Origin of the sequence: Pseudomonas sp. WPR_5_2 (assembly GCF_003634475.1) — a bacterium.
GTDB lineage: Bacteria > Pseudomonadota > Gammaproteobacteria > Pseudomonadales > Pseudomonadaceae > Aquipseudomonas > Aquipseudomonas izuensis.
The window spans coordinates 295,286-315,454 of the sequence record NZ_RBLA01000001.1; the positions used below are offsets into that span (position 1 = coordinate 295,286).

The following is a 20,169-nucleotide window of genomic DNA, read 5'->3' on the forward strand; positions in this document are numbered from 1 at the left end:
CTGCAGAATGATGGGATCGAAGCACGCATATGGTCACTTGTTCCCCCCCTGATGGAGTGACCGCGCCGGAGACGCCGTGACCTGGCAGGAGTCATGCGATGGTGAGCGAGTAGCTATACCCTGAGGATTGCGCCTGGGCTCCACGGGCGTGATCGCCTCCGTAACTCAAACCTATCCATCACGAGGCCATGGATGATGTATGTTCTAAGGTGCTAACGGGCCCGCTGTCGTACTGCTCGCACAACCCACAGAGAGTTGAGACCTTATTCAGACCCGCTAGGTGCTCAGGACACCATCCAAACTGATCTAGGAGATCATGCTCTTTCAACCTCTTCCGGCTCTTGGATATGCCGATGGGACGGACATCCGTTGATACATTGTGCCGGCAGCATCTAGCTTCATAATCGGAGTCAGGGAGCCGAACGGTTCGCCCCTTTCTATGAGCATTTGGGATAGGCGCTGATGAGCGTATTTCCAACCTGATGTGCTTTCATCATGGCTACGTGGATTCCCTGTAAATTGATACATGCTTCATCTCCTAGGTCGTTTCGAAGGCTTGGCGTGCCCGGCAATTTGCTTATCCTCTACCCCTGAGACTACATCGCCACCCTCCTCCAAGCTCGGCTCATCGATCCTAGCCTGCCGCAGTTGCTCATTCTCTTTCTGTACAGCCGCCAACAGCACCGCGGTTTCTTGCTCACGCAGCTCGGCTATTGCTGCGGTCTGGTGGAGAGCCTTGACCTCTTCGCGCAGAACCGAAATCTGCTCCGTGAGGTGCTCAGTCACTCCAGCTGACTTGGCCTCACCCTGACGTAGTACCTGAATTTGAGTGTTGAGAGACTGAGTTAAGGCCTCCTGAGTGTGCAAGGTTTTGGTTTGCTGCCTGGCTTCACCGAGCAGTCTTTCGTTGTCGCGATTGAGTCGCGTCAAATCGTCCTGTTTCACGGCGATGGTCTCCCGCAACTTGCGCTGCTCAACTTGCATTTCATGCAGTTGAGACTCGTGCTTACGTTGATCCTGATCTCGCTGTTCCTTCGCCGCTTCCCGATAGTGCTCAAGCGCCCCACGGGCTTGAACGTGCTTCTCCTCCAGCGATTGGATGTGCTTGTCCTTTTCAGCAACCAAAGACTCAAGGTTGGTACAGCGGTTATTAAGGCCTGCGTTGCGGGTCAGCTCCGCCTGAAGCGAGGACTGGGTGGTCACAAGTTCAGCGCTCTGCGCCTCTATCGCGGTCTGTTGGGTGGCCGAATTACTTTGAGCGGTAGCCAGCTCCGATCTGAGCTCGATGAGCTGATTTTCCAGCGCGGCCCGCTGCACGTTAAAAGCCGCGGTCGCCTGGGAGATTACTTCCTGGCCCTCCTCCATAAGCTGATCTAGCAGCGTTTGCACCATGCCGTTGAGCATGTCGCTCATACGTTCCCGTGATGCAACGGGCTCTGGACTTGAGGGCTCAAGCTCTTTCAGATACCGAGAAATCGTTGTCTTGGAGCCCGTATTTCCGAGTTCTACGCGCACTGCATCGATGCTGGGATTGGCTCCCCTAGCCAGTAGCGCCTGACGTGCTTCTTGCACAACAGCTTTATTGATTCCACCTCGAGCCATGGGGTCTCCTACGATTTCGTACTGTGTTACATGTCATGTAGATACATAACACTTTATAGAGATTTTACGCCGTTTGATCTTGATTTACTAGAAGACCATAATAGTGCTTTATGGCTTCTTGACCCTCTATGGCACCCAGAAAGCCTCCGCGAAGCGCAGGAAGGCAGAAAGGCCCCGATTTTGAAGGCAAAGTACGATGGAAAAGGCAGATCGGTACCTCAGCGCCGGCACCAGGGAGAACACCCGCAAAAGCTACCGGGCGGCGATCGAACACTTCGAAGTGACTTGGGGCGGATACCTGCCCACAACCGGCGTGGGTGTCGTGCGCTACCTGGCGGAATACGCCGACAAGCTTTCCATCAACACACTGAAGCAGCGCCTAGCAGCCCTTGCGCAATGGCACATCACTCAGGGTTTCCCTGATCCGACCAAGACGCCTGACGTCCGCCAGATGATCAAAGGCATCAGGGTCGTGCACCCAACACAGATTAAACAGGCCGCCCCACTGCTGCTGAAGCACCTGGAGCAAGCGGTCACATGGCTTGAAGGGGAAGCTGCAGCTGCGATTGAACGGGGAGATTACAAGTCTCTGGTGCGTCATCGTCGCTCGGTGGCGATGATTTTGATTGGGTTCTGGCGAGGCTTTAGAGGCGACGAGTTGGCCAGGCTGACGGTGGAGGACACTCAAGCCATAAGCGGTGAAGGTATTACCTTTTTCCTGCCCTACACCAAGGGTGATCGCCAGCACGAGGGCACAACCTTCCAAACGCCGGCATTGACGATGCTCTGCCCCGTAGAGGCCTACATCAACTGGATAACAGTTGCCGGGATAGCGAAAGGCCCTGTATTCCAGCGGATTGATCGGTGGGGTAATCTGTCAGGCCAAGCAATGCAGCCACATAGCCTAATCCCCGTGCTGCGCCGTATCTTCAAAGAGGCAGGATTGCCAGCGGAGCTGTACAGCAGTCACTCGATGCGGCGAGGCTTTGCGACTTGGGCGTCGGCTAATGGGTGGGACATCAAAGGGCTGATGAGCTATGTGGGCTGGAAGGATATGAAGTCGGCGTTGCGCTACGTCGATTCCAGCGTTTCGTTCGGTGGGCTATCGGTGCCAGCAGCGAGGAAGGCAGCTGAAAACCGACAACTAGTTTGATCGCCCTGTTCAACTGCGTTTTGCCAAAAACTGTATATATATACAGTTTGTTTCCAGTAGCCGTAAAAACGTCACCCACATTATCGAAGGTGCCAACAAGGCTAATGACGAGCGTCACTCAGGCCTACAACGGCCATGGTTCGGGGCTTTCAGCCATTTTTATCAAGTCGGCGTTAGTGACCGGCTCCCCTAAGAAGTGGTGTGATTGTTAACTCAAACCCGGGATTAGATCATTTACTGTATATATATACAGCAATCAATCCTGTCGTACCTCACCTCTATAACCAACCGTTTTTGGAAAGGATCAGAGGTCTGCCGAGAGGAGCCTACTCAAAGAAATCCTTTGGCAGGGCCAGATAGAGTGGAAACACCGTCGGGTGTGGCGGTCTTTCCGAAAGAACTACCCATGCCACCACGCAGCTGGGTTGAACGCGTGCTCGATGTCCAACGTTGGGAAAACATGGTGCGCGGAGGTCATTTCGCAGCATTAGAGCAGCCCGAAATTCTCGCTGATGAGATCCGAGCATTCTTTAAGCCATTGCGGAGCTAGATGAATCGCAACGGCATCGTCCTTACAGTAGCAATGAGCGAGCGGCAGGTTAGATCATGCCTTTAGGCTTGGCGGTAGCGCTGATGACAGTGTCTTCCTCCGTTACGGTCTGAACGAAGCCTTTCGTTTTAAGAGCGTTGACCAGCCTCATGTTGAGATCGGTGTTTGGTACCTCGATTTTTTTGACATTCCGTGAAAGCTTTGTGAAACCGACATCACTCAACATGCCAAGAACGGTGGCTGCCTCTGCCCAGTTATACGATGGCAAGCATTGGATCAGCACTTCAGAACGCTGAGCTGAAGTCAGGCCCTCCCCAGCTGCGAACTTCTTGAGCGCGGGGATGAACGCCGGCGGAAAGCTTGTCGAGTGTCGATTAGCGACGCGGCAGGTTTCAGCGACCTCTTTGACGGCCTCGTTGTTGGTGTCGAAGGCTTCAATCGGCAACGCCGTCCACATCTGAATCTTTTCATTCAGCTCAAGCGCACCGCTTTTACTGAGTGGTAACGCCATGTCGATCGGCAGCTGAAATAAATCAATCTGTTCGCGCGCCTGTACCCAATGTGCCGCGAGATACGGAGCTTCCAGTTCTGCACTGAATGTCCTGATGCTCTCGCGGATTTCAGGGCTGTACGCCAGAAACGGCGCGCCTGCGAGCATCTCCCAACGCTCCCTGGATTGCAGTCCCTTAAGAATTGCGGGATCGCTCAAGACTATATTCGCGAAGAGCACTTCAAGTGTTTCGTTAGATAGCCCTGATGAGGCGATTAGGTACCTCTGCAGCTCTTGATGCATGGAGGTATTGAAGTCCCAGAGATCATCTCCTAGCTCCTTAGCATGGCGCTGGATAAAGCTTGTGAAAGCCTCCATGTCCGAGGTTTGCCCTGAACCCGGTACGCGTGTGTCCTGGAAGAATGTCCACACAGCAACAGCCTTCAAATTCACCCGATCAGACAGCAACATTTTCGCCCACAACGATGGGGTCGTGTCTTCAAGCCGCTCGAAGGTGCATGTCGTTCGATCAAACAATTGATCCACGGCATCTGAATCGTCCGACTCTTCAAGGATGGCCCATAGCAGCTCTGTAAAGGAGGTCGCGGACTCGTCCAGCGTGCCAACTTGGGCTAAAAGCGTGTTTGCAAACTCCTCCGCAGACTCAAGCAGGAGTTCATTCAGGCCATCAATCTCAAGGGCCTGCAGTCGACGATAGGAAATGATGCTTTCACTGTGATCAGCTTTACTTGCGTGAACCGATTCGGCTTTTTGGCAAATCAGCGTGAGAATATTCAGGTTTACCTCAACGCAACCCCACTTGATCAGCTTCTTGAGGTCGTCCAGGACGATGGCGCCATTTAACGCTGAGAAGCGCACCGGTAACCCTTTCATCCAAGACCAGCCTTTAGCTCCAGCTTCAAGTTCAGGCATCAAGCGCGAGACGTCTTCAAAACTCGCAATGGCATCATAGATTTTCATGTCCGGCGCAGAATCAAGCTTGCGAAGCTGGGCCGCCTCCAACCCATCCATGACTGCAGTGATCAGTACTTGCCTCAATGCCGCTGATTCGAATCGCTCAGCGTTCAACAATGCTTGGAACAACCGAGGCTCCAAGGCATAAACGGCGTGAATGAACTTAGGCGACGCCGCACCTGATATCAAAATCTCGGTCGCCTGCGCCATCCTGTCTAGGTGTCCATTAAGCCCGCTCTTAAGAATAGTCATGAGCTTACTGCACTCATGACTCATGCCAGGATCGTTGTACGGACAGCTAGAAAGGTACTCGAGCAGCGCGACGATAATGCCCCTGCCATCGCTCAGATCATCAGTATCCAGCTTTTCCACGGCCTTTTTCGGGGCAGTGATCACAGTCGTGACGTCCACGGAGACACCACGTCTCAGTTCCAGGATCAGGTTTTTGTCCTCGGATGTGAGGGATCCTTCGTAGAAGTAGCCGAAGTAGTCTGTGTAATCGGTGTCGAAGTATCCGTGGCGCATCAGGTAAATGACAACGTCCAAGCCGTTCAGTTTCTGAGTGATGACATCGCCGTAGGTTTTTTTGGCAGCGGCCCGGAAGGTTTGGTGATTAATTCGGCCTGCCTCGATTCGGTGTTCGGCCATTTCATCATCAATATCAACAAGCGTTCTCTGGAGCCGGTCATACCTTTTCTGGTATGACGTCGACGCTAGAAGTTCCTTAGCGCCCACAGCCTCTGACGTCTGCAACAGCCGCCTTTGCACGTCGGCATGGATCATCTGCAATCGAGTCGAATGATTGACAACCTCGTCAAAAACTTGATCAGTCACAAAATCGAGCATCGAAAACATGTTGCCCTGTACCACCTGGACATAGTTCGCACCTGGTAAATTTGAAGCCTTCTTAAGCTCAAACCAAACGTACGCCCGCAGCTCTGCCACACTCTCAGCGATTTCCTGTACCCGCTTTTCCCGCTTCTCCCGCAACGCCTGGTAGGCATCTTCAGCCTGCTTGGACTGCTGGAATCGCCACTCACTGAAACCTTGGATGGTCTCGTAAATGGCCCCACGTCGTTTTACCAGGTGGGCGTATTCATCAGGATGCAGATTGCGAATCGCGATGATCGAAAACAGCTTGTTAGGATCAAGCTTCAGGCCGGAGCCACCGCTGAGAATGCTGGAGAACATGTCGAATTCATTGACGATATTCTTGATCAACCGCATGTCATCGATGAGGTAACAAACGGTTTCGACCAACGTCTCATTAAGCCCAACGTCCAACGCTGCCCCATTGAACTGTCGCTCACGAAGCATCTTGAACATTTGCTCGCGAGAGTTCTCGGAGTTGACCACGGGGATAATCGGGATGATCAGGTCGAAAAATTTCGTTTTTTCACCGACTGCGAACAGCTCATCCCGAAGCGCATAGATGAAGTAAACCGGTCTTTTGATCTGCGGGGACTGCTTGATGATGAAATTGATTTCCCGCAGCCGTGTGAAGACGTCATGAATACCAAATCTGTCGAGATCCTCGATCACCACGATGTCGATTTTGCTGCGCTCAAAGCAGTAGACGATTTCATCAACATTCTTGTGCAACACGGAGCCGTGGTGGGTCGTTTCCAGTTTTCCGCCCTTGATCGTGAAGCCGTCAATGCTGAACAGGGACAGCAGCTTCAGCGCCGAGAACATCATGTAGATGCCACCACCCCCCAGCATTACGACGGCCATCCATCCCGGGATCAATAGAAGCCATTCGACCAACCAAGATGGGTCAATTTTCGGCAGTTTCTCGACTGTCGGGATGTAAAGCCTCAGTACGCTTACGATCATCAGCACGTAGAAAATTGTACGCACCCAGATGCTGGACGAAGACGCCTGGATGATTCGCTTCAATCGACTCTTCGGCAGTTCATCTGACGGCACCGCGTACAGCAGTTGCTGAACGATGGTTTCCTCGATGCGCGTCAAAATATCCGACTCGGTTTTTTTCTCTGCACCTTTGGGATCGGTGGTGTTTGAGTTGGAATCAGCGGGAGCGACTGGAGTATCGGTCGAGGTCGACTTCCCTGCCCCACCGTTGTTTAGATCTTTGCCGAAGGCGGCCAGCGATACAAATGCATAGGTGAGTTCAGGGTGACGATCGACAAACGTACGGATAACGCTGCTCTTGCCAGCGCCATACTCACCAGTAATCGCGATATTGCGAATCTGATCGTTGCTCAGTGCGCTCAGCAGCTCACTCTCGTAACGCTGTGATCGATCCATCTCCAAAAGTACAGGCGTTAGCGGCTCGAAGACATTTGTACCGCTGGGCACAGCCAGGTATTCACGTGCGGCGGCCGCGGCTTTGTCGGCAGCTTTTCTGTAGCGTTTGTACTGTCCCATCGCATGATTCACGAGCGAGCTGACGTAGTCGCACTTCGAAGTAAGCACCTGAGCTATACGACGGAACATCCCTGTCTCCTATGCCGCTGAAAGGCTGTCCGGGGGAACCGCCCATAATGGTCTTTACTTGATACCCAGAGTCACTGCGGTACGTGTTTGTAGAAGCGTTACCGATGATAGCGCACCGCCATCCCGGAATGTGACGAACTCGCTGCTGCTTCCCTAAAGCACATCTTCTGGAGACCTCGCATGCCTACATTGCTCGCTGGATCCCACCTCATTGTCGGCCGCGGTCTGTACACCCACCACGGTATCTATGTCGGGCACGATCAGGTGATCCATTACTCTGGTATTGCTTCTGGAATTAACGAGGGGGGCGTCGAATTAACCTCGCTGGAGGTTTTCGCACGAGGCAGGTCGATCAAGGTCACGACGTACCGAAAAAGCCCTTTCACCGGCCCTCAGATTTGTGAGCGGGCGAAATCCAAACTCGGTGAGAGCAAGTACAACATCCTGATTAACAATTGTGAACACTTCGCCACCCGATGAGGCATTGCAAGAGCTGGAGCTTGATGTCGGCGACTCGCTATATTTGATAGAGGAATTTGTCGGCAATACGTGCTGACTCGTCCTATCGAAAAAGCCGTAAATTGCGGATCGAATATACGTGCTCACTGAAGCCTGTAGTAGCGGACAGCCAGGCAACGCCGAGATGAAATAAAGCAGTCACTCGACGAGGCGGGCCTCAGGCCCGAAAACGCGATAGCAACATCCCACCTCAGAAGCTGCCTTGGAACGAAGCTCGAGACAAACCTTAGCAAGCGTCTTCTTGGGAAACGCTATCGACGAGCATTTACTCCTTCAGCGCAAAAACTGCGTTCATGTCATCAATGCTCACGATGACCTTCGGCTTGCGAATCATGCCCTTCATTCGCTTAACGGAGTAACTCACAGCCACGATGGCGAACTGACCATTCTCGAGGTCGACGAATTCGATTTCATCCCCTGGTCGTAGGCCAAGAGTAGCCCGTACCTGGAAAGGGATGGTGATTTGGCCTTTAGCGTTCACAGTGACAGTAGCCATGATGGATACCTACGCGATTAAGCACTTACATGATAGTCGAGCTGTACGGTAGGCCACATAACGTCAAGACATGGGGGCGAGCCGGGCTTTGGCCCGAAGAAGCGACAACCAAAGGAGCCTCTTTCGAAATCCACACTCGGCGCATGACAAGCGCTTCAAGCGCGGATAATGTCAGTTCCATGAACGACTCAAATCCTGCTTCATCCGTATCCACGATCCTTTCTCGCAGTGAGACGGATGGCACAGAAACCTCAAAGAATGATCGGGAGCTTTGCGAGGTTCTGACGCTGTGAGATGACTACATCCTGAGTACACCTGGGGAACTGATCGCCCTCGATTCAACGCTCCTGGCTCGCCTCAATTCTTTGATCGGCGGTATCGATGTTGACATTAACTCTCCGCTCTCAGCGGATGATGAATAAATGCTCGGCGCTGGCGCACTGGACGGCGCCTGCAGTCAGTGATGGAGTGAGAACTGCGTCGATCAACCGTGCGTTAGGCACCGCTCTGCGCACGTCCTCTATGGCGCCCTCTACTGCGTCAGGAACGTTGCATCCATCATCAAGGACGATGCTCGGCTGATTAGGTGAGCCGGGGCCATTGGCCCGAAGGAGCGACTTCCCATTTAGATCATCACGCAGCTAAGCTATGGGTATGCGATGACTCGCACACAGAATGATTTGAACGCAACCTCTCCTCTCCACGCCCACGAGGTCTGCAAGGTACTAACGGACGTCGCACTCGGCAAACGCATCATGAGACGGAGCTCGATCCAGTCATGGGGGGAGATCTATCACGGGCTAATGAGCGTGGAGATTGATGGATGGCTACTCACACTCTTCAACGACTGTGACACCTTGGATTACTGCGAGTACTGCAGGTCGCCTGATGGCCGAGTCGGGACACTTGAGCTCTGGCAACGCGACGGAGCTGATCCTGTCGATCTGTTGAGTGCATGGGAGTGCAAACAGCTCGAACGTTTGCTCGCCGCGCTCTGAGCCTGCACGTACAAGCACGTAACCATTGCCGGTGCAGTAGCAATGGAAATCGTACGTGAAAAAGCCACAGAGTAGAAAAACAAAGCCCCGGAGGTTCGCGGCTCCAGGGCTTCTATTTTCGCCTCCATCCCTTAATGGTTTGACGAACGTGGCCAGAACATTACCAGCGCCGTTTTGATATTTCACTACGACTTTGGAAAAAAAAGTGTTCGATCAGCGAAGCATCGATGTCGTGTTTACCATGGACGCCGTTTCAACAGGAGGACTGCAAATGGATCTGAAATTCAGTCACGTAGATGTACTGGTCAAGAATCTCGACGAAGCCTGTGCTTACTACGCGCAGATACTTAACGCCAGGATCTCCAAAACGCTCGTATGGGCACGAGGTGGTCTGCATGTGCGCTACGCGATTGCGCTGATGGGCCAAGAGCGTTTCATGTTGGTACAGCCGTTGGCGGGGAACCTGAAAGAGCTATTGGATACGTCGGGTGAAGGGATGATTTACCGCCACTGCTACTCGACACCGGACATCGAGAAAGCCTATGACGAATTGATGGCCTCAGGTGTTCAGCCAGAAGACGAAAATGGAAAGCCATTGGCTCGTGCGAACCTGCAATCCCCGTCTGGGGCACGCATCATTTGGTTGCCCAAACGCTTCGGGCACTTCTCTATTGAGATACTGGAAGACAAGGAGCTGGAGGCATTTATCGAGGCTGCGTTTTCCTGAGAAAACTATGCAGTGGGCGTGGGCGTCGTGAGTACAATGCGCGCCCTTAATTGGCTAATGTTTTCCAATGAAAAAACTGCTTTCCGTAGTAGCGCTACTGACCTTCTCAGTAATCACCCCCGCCTTCTCAAGCCCTCCCTCGACCTTTTCCGAAGCCAAGGTCATCGCGAAGCAGAAGATCTATCTCGACCAGGCGAACAGCTCCATGGGCGAGTTGTATTGCGGCTGCAAATGGACGTGGGTTGGCAAATCAGGTGGTCGTATCGACGCTGAGTCGTGCGGACTTAAAGCCAGAAAGCAAGAGAATCGTGCAGAGCGTACTGAGTGGGAGCACATAGTTCCAGCCTGGACATTCGGCAACCAACGCCAATGCTGGAAGAACGGTGGACGCGAGCACTGTGTGGACGATGACCCCGTATTCCGAGCGATGGAAGCTGATCTGTTCAACCTCTATCCATCAGTTGGTGAGGTGAACGGCGACCGTAGTAATTTCAACTACGGCATGACCTCCGGGGTAGCGCCGCAGTATGGACAGTGCAAGACGCGTGTTGATTTTGAGCAACGAGCTGCGGAACCGCGTGACGAAGTCAAAGGGTTGGTCGCGAGGACAACCTTTTACATGTTCGACAGATACAACCTGAGCATGTCACGTCAGCAACAACAGCTACTGATGGCCTGGGACAAGCAGTACCCGGTTTCGTCTTGGGAGAAAGAACGGGATCGCCGCATTGCAGCAATCATGGGGCACTCCAATCCATTCGTAACTGGCGAGCGTCTATGGTCGCAAGGATACAAGGCAGTTGGTGACGGTGTGGTTAGCGCCGTTCCAGTTAATCCTCCGCGAGCACCAGCCCATCCATCCCTTGCGAGCGCAACCGGACTAGATTCAATAATCGGTAATCGAAAAAGCCAGATCTACCACCTCTCGATGGGGTGCCCTGGTTATGGTCAGGTGTCAGCTAAAAACCAAATTTCTTTCAATTCTGAGTCCGAAGCTCAGGCGGCGGGATATCGCAAAGCCGGCAACTGCAAATAGCTGCCTCTCGTGTAAGGCCGGCCTCGCGAAACCGAGGCCGTATTCAATTAGTACCGATGACCCTGATCCACCGAAGTTATGGCCCTTGGGAGTTTCGCTGATCCTTCGTGATCGCCTGAGGGAGTGACATGCCAAATGCACATTACGTGATGAGTGAGAATCAGAAGACGAGCCGGGCTTACGCCCGAAGGAGCGATAGCACCCGTCTAAACCCCATCACGCGAGCTTTATGGCTCTGCCTTGAATTTCGTCACGCGCCATTCGCAAATCATGGGCGTCCTGGTTGAGCCGGTGAATCATGTTGAGCAACCGTTGACGAAGCACTTCATCTTGTAGCTGCTCTGCTGCGCGCATCACGTCCAGCGCCGCAGCCTCGCTGTTAGTGGCGACGGAATCGAGCAGTTTGCGCATGCTTCTTGATGGCCGATTCATCTGCACCCCCTAGATTTCAGTGACGCGAATCATATGGCTGGAATGTTTCGACTGTGTTTCAGCTGGGAAATGTGAGTCACGGCGCGCCGTCACAAATTGTCGCAGCTCAGTCCTGCAAAATTGTTGAAATCATGGAGTCTTACCGGTACTCCTAGAGCACCAGTTTTCGGCAGGGAGCACATTATGAATTCAAGATTCAGGGGCATCGAGACCACCAGACTTGAAGATGGCATCAAGCAATATAGAGTCGTAGATCTCGTCGAAGGAGGCTCTGCTAGCAAGCACGGTGTGTTCAAGGCCAAGGTCGAGGCAGAGGCTGTTTGTTCGCTCCTAAATGGCGAGCATCCACGTCAGCATGCTGTAGATCGTACGTCCTTGAGTCTTTAATCCGCTCGTTTCGGAACACCAAGCGCCAATAGCTATTCTGGATTTGGCGAGTGCCTATAACAAAGTCATGGACTGCCCGGTCTTTAACTTCACCTCTGTAAAAACCCAGGAACGCTACAGCCGTTAGCATTCAGATGCAGGTTTGAATGCGTATTGGGCACCCATCACAATGAAGAGCCTGCTTACGACGAAGCTGCTTATTGGCGTACATCGCGGCATCGGCACCTGCGAGCAGCTCACCCAGAGGCTTCAGCTCCTTTGGCGAACAACGAACAACGCCGATGCTTAAGCCGACAGGATAACGGCAGCGATCACTACCATTGAACTCATCGACCAGTGTTTGCACACGAGCAGAGAGAGCATCGACCGACTCCCTCACATCGACAGCCAAGACTACAAACTCATCCCCTCCGATCCTAGCAACAACATCGCTAACTCTAAACGCTGCCTTAAGCACCTGCGCCGCAGCCATGATCGCCAAGTCGCCCGCCTCATGGCCGTGGACATCATTAAGTTTTTTCAGGCCGTCGAGATCAATAAAAAATAGCGCGCAGGGTTGATCATTACGGCGAGCTGAATGCAATAGCTGGTCAGCCAAAAGGAAAAAACTGCGGCGATTGTTCAAGCCAGTCAGTTCATCCGTCAGCGACAGTTGGCGCACATCGTCTTCGACCTTTTGTCGCTGCAATATTTCGTCCATTAGTTTGCTATTCACCGCTTCGAGTGCACTGGTTCTTTCGACCACTCGCAATTCAAGGGCTGCATTCAGGGCCGCCAGTTCCGCTTGGGCATCGCCTCTGGACTTATCGATCTTATGGAGATGCCTTGCAGTTCTGAGGATTACCGCAACGAGCATGGCAATGCTCAGCGTCGCCATCAAAGCTAAGCTGAACCGCTTATCGTAGTAGCCCAGCTTTTCTCCGACTAGCAGGGCACCTCCGATGCTAAGAATTACTACCGGGATACTAGCCAGCAAGCTTCTCGCTACCTCGCCACCCGCTGTATCGCTTATCAGCAACTCGACGAATTCCGAACGCTCCTGGATAACCAGCAGTCCAGTATTGAACAGGATCAACGCAATAGCCGTATGGATGGCCATAGAGCTATAGAGACCCACCGAGTGGAGCGCGCTGACGCTGAACAAATAACCAACAAGTGCCATCAGGCTTATAAATAGCGCTGACGACGCAAAAAATTGCGGCAGTAACGACCTGCCTTTAAGCAGCAGGCCAAAGCCAGAAAGCAGAAGGCACAGTGCCGTTGCAGGAGCCATTCGTCCTGGAAAAGCAGCGGATTGGATGTGTTGAAGCTCGAAAGGAAGTAGCAAATCAATCGCTAGATCAACCGACAGGACATACTCAACGAGGGTCAACCCACCAACCAGTATCACCAAGACAGCGCCAAGCCGTCTTATCAAGCATCCGGTCTGGGACGTTCTGAACGTAGCGCACCACAGCCCTACTCCGAGGACAGTGAACATACTGGCGGTATTGACCACCATCGCAGTCCAGCCAGGAAGCACAGTTCTTAGCACGGGCACATCAAGCAGCCAGCCCGCCAGCACACCTATACCGACTGCCATCACAGTGGAGGCGGCCAATCGGGCATAGATTATGAACTGACGCAGCCTTTTTACCTGGCTGACTTCGAGCTCTACCCTCATCGTCGTCTCCGTTAATGCGTTGTTAAACGCCGTCATTATGATGGCGCGCATTGAGTCCCGCCAATGGGATGAGGCTGTTGACATTGACGCCGAATTGACCGCGCACTGACGCAAGACTGACCCAGCTTCAAATCGAAACAAGTTCAGCAAAGGAAATGGTTCACGAGGAACAGGGGTCAGTGACATCCTGGTAACCGCATCAATTTGGCGTCGGCGCCTACACTGCCGTATCAGCGGTGCCGGCCTGACTTACGCAAGGGTGAGTCGGGCGTATGCTGACCTTTAGGCCAGGCCTATAGCCGAAAGCGTTTAACCAAACCATCAAGCTCATGACCTAAGCGGGCCATCTCCACCGGATAGAAATGGACAGGGACGGGCAGTAAATTTTCTAATGAAATGTCAAGGTGCGGACACAACGACAGGCGTTAGGCAGCGCGGTGTCATCAAGCGCTCGCCTTACCAGCTACTTCAGTTTCGGTCTAAAAGGTACCAATGACCAGCAAGCCGAACATCTAGGCAGCAGGTCTATCCATTGCCTTTGTTAGATCGAACTGTTCAGCCTCAGTATAGGGGCTCAAATCGTTGAATCCATCGACAGCTCCCATTTTTGGGACTATGGGGCTATCAAGTATCCAATGAACGATTTGATATGCCTTGCGCTCCCGTTCAATTGCAGCGTGCCACGCAGCACCAAATGCCTTGCCCGCGTTGACCAGTTCCATAACCTGGGTGGTGGCGGCGTCGAGTTCCAGACACGTCTGACCAAGGTCGCTTTTGAACTTCTCAGTATTCACCCCAGCCCTCCTGGATGAATCGCCGTTAACTGATTACCCAAGGCAGTGACCGATCGGATGCGCAGCGACTCGCCTCTGACTGAGGTCATCCGGATTCGAGCCCGTTGTCAGCCCTCGGCGATCATCGTACTTCTATTGGCCATTTCAGTGCGTAATTCCCCGATCAGGTTCGCTATTGCACGACTGGAGGTTAGCGTTTCTGTCGTGACAGCTGTGACCAGCAGTTCAACCTGGCCGCTCGAAGGATCGAACACTCTGATCATGAGCGATCCATCAGGATTTGTAGTGCAGGTGCAGGAAAGAGGCAGAAAGCCGCTCTCGATAATATGACGAAGCTCAAGCATGGAAATCATGACTTACGTCCTCAAAGTCACTGTCGTATGAAGCCCGCTTATAAATATAGGCGAGCTGAGCAATGCCCGGCAAATTACGATCTCAAACGTTTAGCAACTTTGATCGGCCTTACCGATATTCCCACCGATCGACTCATGTTTTCAGATGTGACTGTCCCTGGCCTGCCATTTATGGAGCAGTCTTCCCTACGCGTCCTAGGCTAGTCTTATAACTCTCAGATCAACAATCATTTTTCTTTCATTGCCTTTTGAAGGTACGTGAATGTGAAAGGCAAATTAATTGCTACCGCTGTAGTCGTGACCTCCGTGGCTGCCGTGATGTACGGGTTTAGCACTTGGGACGTGGGCAAAAATCTGCGACAGGATGAACTGTGCAACGTAGCGCTGGAGCATCAGAAGGCCGTCGAAATCCGAGCACGCGCCATGGCTACCGGTCTGTCTGTCGAAGGCTACGCCGAAGCGGAAAAAGCCGAGGTGGGCAAGCTTATCAACGCGCTGGATACTGCTACAACCAAGGAAGAGGCGGAAGCAGTAATTATGGAGCACTCCGCAAATGTCGAGGCAAAGGTCGCCGCAACAGATGCGGAAGTGAAGTCGCGAGGCGATCAACCCTTCCTGGTACAACAGCTCAAGGAGCAACGGATAACAATTGATGTAAAGCAGGAAATTCAACGCGCCGAGAAGGCAGTCAGCACTGCGTGTGAGTGAGGTTGACCCAACATGAAATTCCGACCTAGACAAACAAGAGACTTTTTTGATTGAAGCTTGCGCATAGAACGAAAGTCTCCGTGGTTCAAGTCACCCGGGGTGCTGAAATCGACTTCTCGATGAAGCACATTATGATCGATAAGTGGTCATGCGAGGAAACGCCATGTCCGGTCGAAAATTGGGTGCCCTTTTCGCGCTTTCTAATCGGCTCAGCCGCCATTTACCCCGCGCATTTCGTTGGAGTGCAGATAGCCACCTGCATGAAAAACTCCCTCCTCCTGCGGTACAGCTGAAGCTCACCCCGGATTGACCAGGGGCAACACTCGGACTTCCCGCGTTTGGCGATCAGCCTATAGACAATATCCAGAATGACACACACCAACCGAAGTTCTGGATTCTTAATCTGGGAGTCGTTCGCCATCTATCACGATATTTTCACATCAGATGGATGTAGCTCCTTTTTTGATTCCCAGCCCGCTTCCCCATCGCGGGCTTTTTGGCGTGTGCAGTAAATCGCAACGTGGCTTCATTATTCGTCAGCGCGCCTTCAGCTTGGCAGGTCATATTTTTTCAACCGCCGCTCGTAAGCGATTGAGGTGCTGCGCACGAGAATCATCGAGTGCTGATGAGCTGGAAACTTGTCGACCTAAATGATCGAACGAAGATTCGCAGCGGTGACGCTTTCAGGACAGATAGGTCGTATCGACAGCCCAATCTGGCTACATTTGATTTGTCGTAGCGCGTGAAATACAGTTCGAGGATGCTAGGGCGTAAAGCCCTAGCAGATTGCGGATCTCACTTTTTCTTTTTCGCCGGGTTTTCTGCCTTCTCTGATTTCTTCGCCTTTTCTGCCTTGCTATCAACCTTTTTTGCAGATTTCTTAGGCTCGGCATCTTTTTTCTTGTCCTTGGCTTCAAAAGATTTCGAATGAGCCGAGGCCGCAGCTGATTTCTTTGCAGGTGATGACTTTTTGCCTTTCAATTCCTTACTGTCTTTTGAAGACTCACCTTTGCTTTTCTTCGCGTCTTTAGCCATTTGACCACCTCTCGGATCGTGCCTGTACAAACACATTGCCTGAAGGATTTCCCACAGGCTAATCATTAGGCGAGCGCGTACAACAGCGGTTCATTTTTTCTGACGCGGGCTTCGGGTGATGCCCCGATATCATCAACTACGCTTTGCTGCAGGAACAGCATGGGCTCGTTCTGTCCCTGCTCAGTGACCCTCAAGAATGTAGCCAAGAAGGAGGTAAGGCAGTTGGCCTATCTCGATTGGGTTCAATGGCCGGCGATGTTTGTCACCGTGCTTGCCGCTTGGCTGATCGGATCTCAGCAACCAAAAAGGCGAATGAGCGGCTTCATATGTTTCAGTTTCAGCAATGTGCTATGGGTGGCTTGGAGCGTGTATGCGCACGCCTATGCGCTAATTCTCTTGCAAATTTGCCTCTTCCTTATGAACCTTCGAGGGTTCAACAAGAATTACAAAGGCCGGTAAAACTAGAGACCTTAGGACAATCGGGAGCCCTTGAGGTTTTCTGAAACCTCGGGAGGTCATGCCCGGAAGGACACACTCAAGGACGATCAACGCATAGGCGTCCGAGTGAAATCCCCAAACAACCCACATAGCATTACTTTCGATGAAGCCCCCAAAAGCAATCATCCGCCGACGTGCTCGTTGCGAACCGATGAACCAAGAGGAGTTCGCCGTCACTACCATAGCGGGCCACTGCACAAAATCGATGTTTTCCAAGCTCCCGCCGCTATTCGCCCCTATCGAGAAGGAATTCCAACATTTAGTCATAGGCTGAACGTGGGCATCCTGACGTCACACAGGTAGATACGACCTAACTGCATGATGCAATACATCAAATGTCCAGGGGTTAAGCAAAAACATCGCGTGTGAAGGCAGCACCCTGACGGGTATGGTTCTATTGCCTGATCTGAGGATTACGGGCAGTAAGGCCAACGCACCCAAATTACCTGGGCGAATTCCAGTCCGTCGGTAGTGCCGGGCATGCAGATGTCAGTCATCACCAGGACTATCGATGACGCTCCTATAATTAGCGAACGAGACTCACGGCAGTGACACGGATCAGGATTTCTTTTTGCTGAAAACGCTCTTCAAGATCCCGCTTGTAGCGTTGCCACCAATGTCGATCAACAGCTTCAACCATGACCTCATAAACGATGATGTCATCCTCTGACTTTCCACTGTGTTCCTGCTGTGATATGCCTTTCGCAGGATTGCGAGTGAAAGCCGTCACACCTCCGAAGTGATCGGCCAACTGCTCACGCACACAACGAAAATGCTCGAAAGGCTGAGGTGCCCCATCATTGAGATTGAGCGGCAGAAAAATCTCGATCAGGTGCATTGGAATAACCTCGAAATTTAAAATGTCGCTAAAAAGAGGTTAATGTTTTTTCACAGAATCACTCGTGCAGCTTCCCGCATGAAAATCTCTACCGTCTTGGGGCCAATCCCTTCGAAAGCAGTAAGCCGGTGTTCAAAATCCTTACGATCAGTACTGGCGCTCACCATACCCAACACCTTCCCCCCATATTCATTATTGAGTCTGTCCGCCAAAGCCAAAAGCCGCGCTGCAGTGGTTTCGTCATAGCGAACGTAATGCGCTTCACCGAGCATCGCCACAAGTTCACGGTGTGTGCTGTTCGCAAGCTTGCATGAGGTATCTCGTTGATGCTCGTCGACTATTACTCGATAAGCTTGGGCGGCAATTTCAGCTCGAATCCTCTTTCCCATCAAAAAGCTCGCTATCAGCCATTTGAACAAGCCCTCCTCGTTCGGGCCTTCCAAGTCAATCTGTAAGTCTTGAGCACTGATGTTTTTGCGCATGGAAAATCTTCCTGTGACCTAGAGTCGAACACTTCGCCAACCTCAATCTGGCTTACCTGAACTCATTGGCGGGAGGCTCTTACTTCTTGCGTGGAATTACGACCCCCAATACCTGCTTGGCGGTTTGCACGATCACTCCCGCCTCGTTAGGGTCACCCTTAAGCAGAGTCGTGGCGAACTTTTTCGCCTGTTCAAGCTTGATGTGCGGTGGCAGCGGCGGGACATTCGGGTCGGTCTTAAACTCGATTAGCACGGGAACATCGCTGGCCAACGCTTGCTCCCAAGCAGCAGCCACGTCTTCCTCGCGTGACACGAAAATGCCCCTCAATCCGATGGAAATGGCGAAAAGATGGTACGGGACATCAGGAATGTCCTGCGACGCCTCGAACTTCGGATCGCCCTCCATTACCCGTTGCTCCCAGGTGACTTGATTCAAATCTTCGTTATTGAAAACTGCGCAAATCCATTTGGGACTTTTCCATTGCCGCCAATATTTGGCGACGGTGATCAGCTCAGCCATGTTGTTCATCTGCATGGCCCCGTCGCCTACCAACGCAATGACCGGCCGTTCCGGATAAGCGAACTTGGCGGCAATGGCATAGGGCACGGCGGCACCCATCGAAGCCAATCCGCCGGACAACGAACACTTCATACCGCGTCGGATCTTCAGGTCGCGGGCGTACCAGTTGGCGCATGAACCGGAATCGCTGGTGATGATCGACAGTTCCGGAAGACGCCGCGACAGTTCAAAGACCACCCGTTGCGGATTGATCGGTTTGGCTTTTGCTAACGCGCGTTTTTCCAGAGTTTTGTCCCACGTAGTACGCCAGCCTTCTACCTTTTTGCGCCACTTGCGCGAGGTCTTCTGTTCAAGCATTGGCAACAACGCCGCCAGCGATTCACCAGCATCGCCGACCAGATTAACCTCCATGGGATAACGCAAACTGAGCATGCCGGGTTGCAAGTCGATCTGCACACCGCGTGCCTGGCCTTCCTTGGTAAGAAACTCGGAATAGGGGAATCCCGATCCAATCATCAACAAGGTGTCGCACTCGCTCATCAACTTGTAGCTTGGTTCGGTGCCAAGTAGTCCGATACTGCCAGTGACCCAGAGTAATTCATCAGGCAACACGGCTTTGCCCAGTAAAGCCTTGGCCACGCCGGCACCGAGTTTTTCCGCCACGGCGATTACTTGATCCGTCGCCTGCTGTGCGCCTGCCCCGACCAGGATCGCGACCTTTTCACCGGCGTTCAACAACTCGGCAGCGCGCTGCAGATCCACTTCATAGGGAAGGACTTTAGGTTTCGTATAACCGACACCGGAATGGACGGTGCCATGCGCCCTGCCCGGTGCCTCGTACTCAGCGTCCTGCAGATCATTTGGAAAAATGAGCGCAGTAACTCGACGCTCGCCCAGTGCAATGCGCACCGCACGGTCAACCAGATGCCGGACTTGTGCAGGAACCGAGGCCTGCTGTACATAGGCGCCTGCAACGTCCTTGAACATCGACAACAGATCCAGCTCTTGCTGATAGTGACCACCGAGCGCCGCTCGTGCCTGCTGGCCGACAATCGCCAGTACTGGCATGTGATCCATTTGCGCATCGTAAAGACCGGTGATCAGGTGCGAGGCTCCCGGGCCCGAGGTCGCGATGCATACACCCAGTTCGCCGGTAAACTTGGCGTGCGCCGACGCCATGAACGCGGCCATTTCCTCGTGCCTTACCTGAATGAATTCGATGTTGCCGTTGGCCCGGCTCAAGGCTCCGAATACGCCATTGATGCCGTCACCGGGGTAACCAAAAATCCGTGTCACACCCCATTGGCTGAGCCGTACAACCAGAAAGTCTCCCACTGTCATCGTCATGCCGTCCTCGTCCATCACGCATTGGGTGTAAAGGTCTGGACACTGAGTAACGGAGCGAAGTTCTAAGCAATGCCCTCGGCACCGGGCTAATGGTATTAGTTGGCAA

The 20,169-nt window shown here is 52.7% G+C and carries 17 protein-coding genes and 1 pseudogene; 7 read left to right on the forward strand and 11 right to left on the reverse strand.

Annotated features, from left to right (window positions below):
* Window positions 1-531: 531 nt before the first annotated feature.
* Window positions 532-1,602 (reverse strand): DNA-binding protein, encoded by a 1,071-nt coding sequence (locus BJ917_RS01310; protein ID WP_121101177.1) that lies wholly within the window; start codon window positions 1,600-1,602, stop codon window positions 532-534.
* Between the two features lie 196 nt (window positions 1,603-1,798).
* Here BJ917_RS01310 and BJ917_RS01315 point away from each other — a divergent pair, with 196 nt between their 5' ends.
* Window positions 1,799-2,755: a site-specific integrase gene (locus tag BJ917_RS01315; protein ID WP_121101180.1), complete on the forward strand. Its 957-nt coding sequence runs from the start codon at window positions 1,799-1,801 to the stop codon at window positions 2,753-2,755.
* Between the two features lie 599 nt (window positions 2,756-3,354).
* On the opposite strand, the gene BJ917_RS01325 is transcribed toward BJ917_RS01315, so the two are convergent.
* On the reverse strand, window positions 3,355-7,230 hold the full coding sequence (locus BJ917_RS01325) for a hypothetical protein (protein ID WP_121101183.1): 3,876 nt from the start codon (window positions 7,228-7,230) through the stop codon (window positions 3,355-3,357).
* 180 nt (window positions 7,231-7,410) lie between these two features.
* Here BJ917_RS01325 and BJ917_RS01330 point away from each other — a divergent pair, with 180 nt between their 5' ends.
* Together BJ917_RS01330 and BJ917_RS32120 are read left to right on the forward strand one after the other, a co-directional pair.
* Window positions 7,411-7,710 carry a lecithin retinol acyltransferase family protein gene (locus tag BJ917_RS01330; protein WP_121101186.1) on the forward strand — a complete coding sequence of 100 codons (300 nt, stop codon included), beginning with the start codon at window positions 7,411-7,413 and terminating at the stop codon, window positions 7,708-7,710.
* A pseudogene (locus tag BJ917_RS32120) lies at window positions 7,685-7,882 on the forward strand (AbrB/MazE/SpoVT family DNA-binding domain-containing protein). Before BJ917_RS01330 ends, BJ917_RS32120 begins: the two are co-directional and overlap by 26 nt.
* Window positions 7,883-8,014: 132 nt before the next feature.
* Here the strand turns inward: BJ917_RS32120 and BJ917_RS01340 are convergent.
* Window positions 8,015-8,245, reverse strand: a complete 231-nt coding sequence (locus BJ917_RS01340) for an AbrB/MazE/SpoVT family DNA-binding domain-containing protein (protein WP_121101188.1) — start codon at window positions 8,243-8,245, stop codon at window positions 8,015-8,017.
* Between the two features lie 1,269 nt (window positions 8,246-9,514).
* On the opposite strand from BJ917_RS01340, the gene BJ917_RS01350 reads away from it, so the two are divergent.
* Both BJ917_RS01350 and BJ917_RS01355 read left to right on the forward strand, forming a co-directional pair.
* A complete protein-coding gene (locus BJ917_RS01350; RefSeq protein WP_121101191.1) occupies window positions 9,515-9,970 on the forward strand; it encodes a VOC family protein in 456 nt (151 codons plus the stop codon).
* Window positions 9,971-10,037: 67 nt separating this feature from the next.
* Window positions 10,038-11,006 carry an endonuclease gene (locus BJ917_RS01355; protein ID WP_121101194.1) on the forward strand — a complete coding sequence of 323 codons (969 nt, stop codon included), beginning with the start codon at window positions 10,038-10,040 and terminating at the stop codon, window positions 11,004-11,006.
* A gap of 216 nt (window positions 11,007-11,222) precedes the next feature.
* Here the strand turns inward: BJ917_RS01355 and BJ917_RS01360 are convergent, their stop codons facing one another.
* The 4 genes from BJ917_RS01360 to BJ917_RS01380 form a co-directional block, all read right to left on the reverse strand.
* A complete protein-coding gene (locus BJ917_RS01360) occupies window positions 11,223-11,438 on the reverse strand; it encodes a hypothetical protein (protein WP_121103067.1) in 216 nt (71 codons plus the stop codon).
* Window positions 11,439-11,955: 517 nt separating this feature from the next.
* Window positions 11,956-13,539 carry a diguanylate cyclase gene (locus BJ917_RS01370; RefSeq protein WP_158602460.1) on the reverse strand — a complete coding sequence of 528 codons (1,584 nt, stop codon included), beginning with the start codon at window positions 13,537-13,539 and terminating at the stop codon, window positions 11,956-11,958.
* A gap of 461 nt (window positions 13,540-14,000) precedes the next feature.
* The gene (locus BJ917_RS01375) at window positions 14,001-14,282 is read right to left on the reverse strand and encodes a hypothetical protein (protein WP_121101202.1); all 282 of its coding nucleotides are present in this window, start codon (window positions 14,280-14,282) and stop codon (window positions 14,001-14,003) included.
* Window positions 14,283-14,389: 107 nt separating this feature from the next.
* Window positions 14,390-14,635 (reverse strand): DUF1652 domain-containing protein, encoded by a 246-nt coding sequence (locus tag BJ917_RS01380; RefSeq protein ID WP_121101205.1) that lies wholly within the window; start codon window positions 14,633-14,635, stop codon window positions 14,390-14,392.
* A 264-nt stretch (window positions 14,636-14,899) separates the two neighbouring features.
* Here BJ917_RS01380 and BJ917_RS01385 point away from each other — a divergent pair, with 264 nt between their 5' ends.
* Window positions 14,900-15,343 carry a hypothetical protein gene (locus BJ917_RS01385; RefSeq protein ID WP_256658483.1) on the forward strand — a complete coding sequence of 148 codons (444 nt, stop codon included), beginning with the start codon at window positions 14,900-14,902 and terminating at the stop codon, window positions 15,341-15,343.
* A gap of 795 nt (window positions 15,344-16,138) precedes the next feature.
* Here the strand turns inward: BJ917_RS01385 and BJ917_RS01395 are convergent.
* Window positions 16,139-16,378: a hypothetical protein gene (locus tag BJ917_RS01395; RefSeq protein ID WP_121103069.1), complete on the reverse strand. Its 240-nt coding sequence runs from the start codon at window positions 16,376-16,378 to the stop codon at window positions 16,139-16,141.
* Between the two features lie 222 nt (window positions 16,379-16,600).
* Here BJ917_RS01395 and BJ917_RS32125 point away from each other — a divergent pair, with 222 nt between their 5' ends.
* A complete protein-coding gene (locus BJ917_RS32125) occupies window positions 16,601-16,837 on the forward strand; it encodes a hypothetical protein (protein ID WP_121103070.1) in 237 nt (78 codons plus the stop codon).
* 565 nt (window positions 16,838-17,402) lie between these two features.
* Here the strand turns inward: BJ917_RS32125 and BJ917_RS01415 are convergent.
* From BJ917_RS01415 to BJ917_RS01425, 3 genes are all read right to left on the reverse strand, one after another.
* A complete protein-coding gene (locus tag BJ917_RS01415) occupies window positions 17,403-17,714 on the reverse strand; it encodes a hypothetical protein (RefSeq protein ID WP_121101211.1) in 312 nt (103 codons plus the stop codon).
* Between the two features lie 50 nt (window positions 17,715-17,764).
* Window positions 17,765-18,196 (reverse strand): DNA methylase, encoded by a 432-nt coding sequence (locus tag BJ917_RS01420; RefSeq protein WP_121101213.1) that lies wholly within the window; start codon window positions 18,194-18,196, stop codon window positions 17,765-17,767.
* Between the two features lie 79 nt (window positions 18,197-18,275).
* The gene (locus BJ917_RS01425) at window positions 18,276-20,063 is read right to left on the reverse strand and encodes a thiamine pyrophosphate-requiring protein (protein ID WP_121103071.1); all 1,788 of its coding nucleotides are present in this window, start codon (window positions 20,061-20,063) and stop codon (window positions 18,276-18,278) included.
* Between the last annotated feature and the right edge of the window lie 106 nt (window positions 20,064-20,169).